Source organism: Chitiniphilus eburneus, from assembly GCF_005048205.1.
GTDB lineage: Bacteria > Pseudomonadota > Gammaproteobacteria > Burkholderiales > Chitinibacteraceae > Chitiniphilus > Chitiniphilus eburneus.
The window spans coordinates 1-6,804 of sequence record NZ_SUMF01000055.1 but is presented as its reverse complement, the minus strand read 5'-3'; the positions used below and the strand labels follow the sequence as shown (position 1 = coordinate 6,804).

The 6,804-nt window shown below is 45.6% G+C and carries 13 protein-coding genes; all 13 read right to left on the bottom strand.

Translation table 11 applies throughout. The features are described from left to right. Window positions 1-278 precede the first annotated feature (278 nt). On the bottom strand, window positions 279-578 hold the full coding sequence (locus FAZ21_RS19660) for a tetratricopeptide repeat protein (RefSeq protein ID WP_136775131.1): 300 nt from the start codon (window positions 576-578) through the stop codon (window positions 279-281). Between the two features lie 25 nt (window positions 579-603). Continuing rightward, the gene (locus FAZ21_RS19655) at window positions 604-1,143 is read right to left on the bottom strand and encodes an RHS repeat-associated core domain-containing protein (protein ID WP_136775130.1); all 540 of its coding nucleotides are present in this window, start codon (window positions 1,141-1,143) and stop codon (window positions 604-606) included. Between the two features lie 44 nt (window positions 1,144-1,187). Beyond that, window positions 1,188-1,433 (bottom strand): hypothetical protein, encoded by a 246-nt coding sequence (locus FAZ21_RS19650; RefSeq protein WP_136775129.1) that lies wholly within the window; start codon window positions 1,431-1,433, stop codon window positions 1,188-1,190. 53 nt (window positions 1,434-1,486) lie between these two features. Then, window positions 1,487-1,816 (bottom strand): pilus assembly protein PilP, encoded by a 330-nt coding sequence (locus FAZ21_RS19645; protein ID WP_136775128.1) that lies wholly within the window; start codon window positions 1,814-1,816, stop codon window positions 1,487-1,489. After that, window positions 1,813-2,505, bottom strand: coding sequence for an RHS repeat-associated core domain-containing protein (locus FAZ21_RS19640; RefSeq protein WP_136775127.1), 693 nt, complete (start codon window positions 2,503-2,505; stop codon window positions 1,813-1,815). The genes FAZ21_RS19645 and FAZ21_RS19640 overlap by 4 nt, the downstream gene beginning before the upstream one ends. Window positions 2,506-2,712: 207 nt before the next feature. Further along, window positions 2,713-3,111: a hypothetical protein gene (locus FAZ21_RS19635; protein WP_136775126.1), complete on the bottom strand. Its 399-nt coding sequence runs from the start codon at window positions 3,109-3,111 to the stop codon at window positions 2,713-2,715. 15 nt (window positions 3,112-3,126) lie between these two features. Beyond that, window positions 3,127-3,405, bottom strand: coding sequence for a hypothetical protein (locus FAZ21_RS19630; RefSeq protein ID WP_136775125.1), 279 nt, complete (start codon window positions 3,403-3,405; stop codon window positions 3,127-3,129). A 6-nt stretch (window positions 3,406-3,411) separates the two neighbouring features. Beyond that, window positions 3,412-3,828, bottom strand: coding sequence for a hypothetical protein (locus FAZ21_RS19625; RefSeq protein ID WP_136775124.1), 417 nt, complete (start codon window positions 3,826-3,828; stop codon window positions 3,412-3,414). Beyond that, window positions 3,825-4,625, bottom strand: a complete 801-nt coding sequence (locus FAZ21_RS19620) for an RHS repeat-associated core domain-containing protein (protein WP_211243539.1) — start codon at window positions 4,623-4,625, stop codon at window positions 3,825-3,827. The genes FAZ21_RS19625 and FAZ21_RS19620 overlap by 4 nt, the downstream gene beginning before the upstream one ends. Continuing rightward, window positions 4,612-4,866: a hypothetical protein gene (locus FAZ21_RS19615; RefSeq protein WP_136775122.1), complete on the bottom strand. Its 255-nt coding sequence runs from the start codon at window positions 4,864-4,866 to the stop codon at window positions 4,612-4,614. The genes FAZ21_RS19620 and FAZ21_RS19615 overlap by 14 nt, the downstream gene beginning before the upstream one ends. Window positions 4,867-5,136: 270 nt before the next feature. Next, window positions 5,137-5,679, bottom strand: a complete 543-nt coding sequence (locus FAZ21_RS19610) for an RHS repeat-associated core domain-containing protein (RefSeq protein WP_136775121.1) — start codon at window positions 5,677-5,679, stop codon at window positions 5,137-5,139. Between the two features lie 15 nt (window positions 5,680-5,694). After that, entirely contained in the window at window positions 5,695-6,129 is a 435-nt protein-coding gene (locus FAZ21_RS19605) for a hypothetical protein (RefSeq protein ID WP_136775120.1), read from the bottom strand. A gap of 13 nt (window positions 6,130-6,142) precedes the next feature. Continuing rightward, window positions 6,143-6,804, bottom strand: a 662-nt coding sequence (locus FAZ21_RS19600; protein WP_136775119.1) for an RHS repeat-associated core domain-containing protein, incomplete at its 5' end; no start/stop codon positions are given.

The window sequence follows — 6,804 nt, the reverse complement described above, 5'->3', positions numbered from 1 at the left end:
GTGTTGCGGGTGTATTGCTCCTGGAACAATACGGTGTCGCCATGCCTGGCGGTGAAGCTGCTGAGCTGGCCGTAGGCATCGTATTGCTGGCTGGTGGCGATCTGGCCCAGCGTGCTACCGTTGAGCGAACAACAACAGGACAAATCACCACCAAATCGACCGTCTCCTTTGAAAAGGAGCGGAAAAAGCAGAGCTTGAGTTGAACTCCTGCCTTTTTTCATAACTTAGTTGCCGTATATATTTCAGCTTATCAAGCTCTTCTTCCGCATCCTCAAGCCCTAAATTCTTTGCATGAAGAAACCATTTTTTTGCCAAAAAAACAACCCCCTATCCCTATATAAAATCCCCAAATTCAACGCCGAAGAACATTCACCTAACCGAGCCGATTTTCGATACCAATATATAGCTTTTTCTTTGTTTACAAAAGTCCCAACACCTTCATCATAAAAGTACCCCAAGTTCTGCTGACAGGACGTATCACCTTTATACGCCCCTGCTTTAACTGTTAAAAATGCTTTTCTAAGAAGCCCAGAATCAAAATATTTGTCTCCTAGAGAAAAATAATCTTTTTCTTTCATTACCCCTCCGTTCACGAGAAACAAATCAAGACCAGCATGGCTTCTGCTTTTCCCGCCACTCCCTCCACATTTCCCTCATAAACTCATCCTCTCCTTCATTTAGTCCTTCGGACATCATCCACCAAGGCATGAGCCATTCAAAAATGCTTGGATCAACAAATCCATTTTGATCATCAAACCCAGGCGGCTTAGCTTTCTTCTTTGTTTTCCCATCTGCATCTTTATATAAAACACTCTTTGGGTCATTCGGGTCTGCCTTATAGTGCTTCCATGGATTATTAGTTCCATCTGCCGTTCGGGTTCTATTTCTCTCCCCTTTAGCGCGCCCTCCGAATTTTCCAAAACCATTAAAGTCAACATAATTGACGGGGTCGCCACTTACATAAGAGTAGATGTTTGCATCTCCCCCACCAAACCCAATCGGGTCCTTCGCCGTCCACCGCCCCACCTGCGGGTCATAATCCCGCGCGCCAAACCGCACTAGGCCGGTGTCTTTGTCATAGAGCCCGCCCGCAAACCCGGATGGCTGGAATCCCGGGTTGGTGTCGGCGGGCACTGAGCCCATGACAAATCACGTGCTAGGCCCTACTTCAAGATTTAGTAGCCAATTTAACTTTTCCTTCCTTTAAATAAATTCGCAAAACCCAAAAAGAAAAATACAAAATCAAGAATAAAAAATGAAAGCCCCAAAAAAACAAATACTTTTTCCAAAATCACCACACCCATTTCACGCCAAAACACTGCCCCCAGAAAAAAAAGCAAGGCCAAGAAAAAGCAAACAACACAAATCTTCATCAAGAACATATGTTTCTTCATTAAGGACATATTTTGATATGTACGATAGAGATTTTTCATTTCAATAACATTCGCATGAAACCACATCAGGAGCACTGAAAAAATCACCAAAATTATTGGTTTTCATTAGTTTCAAACCAAATTTCTTTTTCTTCCCACTCATCGCCCGCACCATACAATTCCATAATTCTCAATCCACGTCTGTTAATTTCCTTTACTACACCGAAATTTTTTCCGACATAGTCTCCAAGATAGGCACGATGGACATATCCATTGGGATCACGAACCAGGGCAAAAGGTGAGCACTTTTCATTCAGATAAATTTTCACGATCTTCAATGAAGATAGATCAAAAGCCTCCAAGGACTGCCGATCACGTGCGGCATGCGAAAACCCTACATTTAAACAAATGGCCAATGCACATATCCCCAATATATTCCTCACCTTGCGCTCCTAGAGGCCTTAGAAATTGGATCATAGGCTATGAGTTTTTCGTTCGGCGTAATTAAATATATAGGCACCCCGTGTTCTTTCGCATAAGCTTTGTCTTGCTGGCTTAGCTCATGCTGAAATTCATTGCCGTCATCCGGGTGTACGTGCCAAATATCTGTGGGACTAGAAGGACATTTCTTCTTCAACGCTTCCAACTTCTCCCTCGGAACGTTCAAAGGAGTCCCCTTCGTAAAATTGTATGAATATCCACCAGCAACTTGAAATATCCAACCTCCGTATTCGATACGCTGCATTGGAAAACCTTTTGCAAATTTTCCAGCATCCCTGGCCGCAGCATCTCTACTTGGGAAAATGTCCCCTGGAGCTAAGCCAGATGCATCAACCCAATTTTCTGGATCATTCCCCACATACCCATAAACATTCGAATCCCCCCCGTTAAACCCAATCGGGTCCTTCGCCGTCCATCTTCCGATTTGCGGGTCATAATCCCGCGCCCCAAACCGCACCAGGCCGGTGTCTTTGTCGTAGAGCCCGCCCGCAAACCCGAACGGCTGGAATCCTGGATTGGTGTCGCTGAGTATGTTGCCCCAGGCGTCGTAGGCGATTTGCTGTTTCACTTCGCCGGTCTGGCTATTCACCACCAGCCGTACGGAGCCCAGTTGGTCGGTGATGAATTTCATCAGGAGTCAACAAAAAGGAGCCGCCAAAGAAAATAATCATGAAAAGTTGCTTCATTATCTTTTCCGATTAACACTTGCTCTAGCTTCAGGCGCCCAACACAACGGCGCAGAAAACATACCCAGCCTTGTATGCTGGGCTGCCAACACTTCCAGCAGCTATAAATTCTGGAAATTAGAAGCGTAGCTATCATGCAGGCCTACGAAAAATCATGTTTCTTTGTTATCACTTAATTGCCATCGTGCTCTAGGCCCAACACGATACATATAGGATTCGGAAAGCCCTCTTTCATTAACAACGCGAAATTCATTTTTACCCGACATGAGGTAGCGATCCCCACAACGACATTTATACACAACCCCTTCTTCCGATTTTTCTAATTTAATGTAACTCCAAGAATGGCATTTGTTGTTTTTACAAATAGGACGCACGGTCAAATAGCCAACACATTTCCAAATAATAAAGTACACAGCAATCAAACCAAAAACACCAAATAGGAATGACAATATCGGATTTCCTCCTATGAGTGACTTCACCCATAGTCCAAACATCAAGACAGAAAGCACAGCGACTAGATCAAAAATATTAAATCCACGTTGATTCATCATTTGCACTCGCAGTCGTCAGACGATGATTGCCCAGGTAACATTGCTCCGCCAAGGCCCAACAAAAACAATGATGCTCCTGGCGTAGGGCCAGTCGACCGGGTTGGTGTCGCTGAGCACATTGCCCCAGGCGTCGTAGTCGATTTCCTGTTTCACTTCGCCGGTCTGGCTATTCACCACCAGCCGTACGGAGCCCAGTTGGTCGGTGATCAGGCGATAGGTTTCCCCGCCTTTGACCATGTATTCCGGGACGTTGGCTTTGCCGGCGTAGATGAAGTGGTTGACCACTGCACTCACACATTTCTATTTCACCTTAAAAATGCCCGCAAAGTAGTAATTTGCCAAAACCACCCATAAGAAGAACAAAAATCCCACAACCCAACCCGCACAACAGAACAATGTAAACAAGACCCAAGAAAGCCCTCCCAATCTCAATGAATTCATGAAAGGCAAAGGGAAGCGCACATATTCAAAAGCTAAAACCACCCCTCCTGCAACCACTGCTCCAAATAACATGCAAATCAAAAATCCAAAAAGAATACAAATCCTCTTTCTTGGCATAACTCCAAATAAAAAAAATGCAAAGAACCACGAAAGCAGTGCAGTTAAAATGGCAACAACTAGCCCATCACATCTCACTGGAGGCAAACGCAAGAGCCAACAAAAATGAACCAATGAAATCAAAACAAAAACCATCGAATTTAAATAAAATTTCTTCATTTATTCACAACCTTTTTCACAACTTTTTTTGCATCACGCAACAAATTTCCGGGAAATATGGTTCCTGGTTCAACATGCGGAAATGCGGACGAATTTCCAATAACATACGACACAGAAATCGCACAATTGAAGCTGCTTCCACTCCCAAATTCAATAGCTTTTTCATGAAATAGCTTCTCCTCGCTTATTGAAGTATTTTTGCAAGTTATTTCTGTAGAATCTCCATCCCAATTCTTGTAGAAATTTGCATATTTCTGAATATCAGCCTTTGCTCCATAAACACGATGCCCCTCCGCACCGCCTTTCTCCGATTGGCGGGAATAACTACCTGATGGGTCATAGATTACCGGGCCACCGTTATCAGCCCCACGTGATATGTACAGAGATGCGTGCCCTCCAAAACCCATACTATCTCGAGTAATCAATACGCATGTTTCCAATCCAAAGGGGTCAATTTTATTGATGGGATCATTCCCCACATACCCATAAACATTCGAATCCCCCCCGTTAAAACCAATCGGGTCCTTGGCAGTCCATCTTCCGATTTGCGGGTCATAATCCCGCGCACCAAACCGCACCAGGCCGGTGTCTTTGTCGTAGAGCCCACCCGCAAACCCGAACGGTTGGAATCCTGGATTGGTGTCGCTGAGTACGTTGCCCCAGGCGTCGTAGGCGATTTCCTGTTTCACTTCGCCGGTCTGGCTGTTGACCACCAGCCGTACGGTGCCCAGTTGGTCGGCATCAAGACAGTTTCCAGTAAGCGCTATTCGTATATGAAAATTGCTATTTTTTGTCACGACTCTCACTAGAAATTCTTCTTAGCTCCTTGAGTACCAACTCAAATGGCAAAATAACAACAAGCATCAAAGAAATATAAACAACTAGCCGAGTAATTTCTGAATCTTTGTCCAACCCTAAAATCTCGTAGATATAAGAGCCAAATAGCTCCCACGCCACGGCAATTCCTAACATTAAAGAAATTGCAAAAAATGTTAATGTCCAAGCCTTTTTGTAATCCCGGAGATTGTTTTTTGTCATTTCTCACACCCACAGTCATTCCCAGCTCTTAATGCTGCTAAGGTTCCTGCTTGAACGGCTCCACCAGCCAAACCAGCTAGCCCTCCTTTTAACCCATGGAGAAGTGTATTAGGTTGAACCAAAGATGATGCAATACCAGAAACTGCACCACCCACAGCCCCTCCGGCAATAATTGTCGCGCCTTCTGAAGCGCCTTCTTTCTGAAGCGCTACCGTTGTAGCGGCACCAAAGACTCCACCAAGCGCGGATGATTTTAGAGTATTAACTCCACTAGTCATTGCCGAAGCGCCCATAATCGTCGACTGTGTGCTTGACATATTTGTGCCGATCCAGCCAGATATAGCCCCAAATGCCCCCCCCAACTACCGCTCCAATAGCCATTCCCCACGGCCCAATTGGAGCTAAAGCCATCGCACCGCTGAAAGCCCCTCCCGCTGCTCCGGCCCATGCATTCAGCGCATTGTTCGATAAGCAGTAAAGGCCCGTTGGATCGAAATAATTGATTGGGTCATTGTTTACATACCCATAAACATTCGAATCCCCACCCTCAAACCCAATCGGGTCCTTGGCAGTCCATCTTCCGATTTGTGGGTCATAATCCCGCGCGCCAAACCGCACTAGGCCGGTGTCTTTGTCGTAGAGCCCGCCCGCAAACCCGAACGGTTGGAATCCCGGGTTGGTGTCGCTGAGTACATTGCCCCAGGCGTCGTAGTCGATTTCCTGTTTCACTTCACCGGTCTGGCTATTCACCACTAGCCGTACGGAGCCCAGTTGGTCGGTGATAAGGAGTAGCTGTTGCCACCTTTTCCATATATTCCGGTACGTATTTCATAGAGAATAGTTATGCCAAAATATTTTTACCTTGGCGAGAAGAACACTAGATCTTATTAAAATCTTCTTGTATTTAGTTGACAATGGAACCGTTTCATTTTCAGGCCGCAAAATCAGGCTGGCACTATCTCCAGAAATTGAAGACCCACCATTAAAAACAAAGGAAACATCACTCCCATCCTCCGCAACAAGGTCAATCACAACGCTTTGGCTTGGGAAGGTCTTTTCTATTTTTTTTCGCAACGAAAACAAATCATCCCCCTCACGCATCAACATTTTTGAAACATCAATGCTTACATACGCCCCAGAAGTAATCGCCTCCAATGGCTTTTTTGGTGTCACCTCTACAACCACGCCCGGCCTTACATCTATTTCACTAGACGTTAACAAAAATGATCCACCAAAAAAAATCATCATGAACAGTTGTTTCATTGTCATTGTCCAATTAACGCTTGTAAATTTTCTTGGCTTCCTCGAGAATTTCTTCCGCCCAAGATTGACAATTTCTAGCCCCGAGCACCCAACCTAACGTCCCAGGAAATGCGCCAACATTGTAGGTTGGACTACCCATTTTTTTTATTGCTTGGCGAGTTGCATCATCGAATTTCGGATCACTTGAGATCATTTCACATTTCTTATTATTCTTTCGCTCCGGGCTGTCAATTCTCCCTTTACTCCATATCATATTGCTATGTGGTGTTAGTCCGTAAGACTGATCTCCTACGATAAGATAATCATGGCGCACCGGGTTCCAAGCAGGATTCATATCCGCTTTGTCAGGACTTCCCAATTCCCGCGCGCACAGCAAAGTAGCGAGTCCAGAAGGGTCAATATTATTAACGGGGTCGCTCTTTACATACCCATAAACATTCGAATCCCCTCCACCAAACCCAATCGGGTCCTTCGCCGTCCATCTTCCGATTTGCGGGTCATAATCCCGCGCCCCGAACCGCACCAGGCCGGTGTCTTTGTCGTAGAGCCCACCCGCAAACCCGAACGGTTGGAATCCTGGATTGGTGTCGCTGAGTACGTTGCCCCAGGCGTCGTAGGCGATTTCCTGTTTCACTTCGCCGGTCTGGCTGTTGACCACCAGCCGTACGGTGCCCA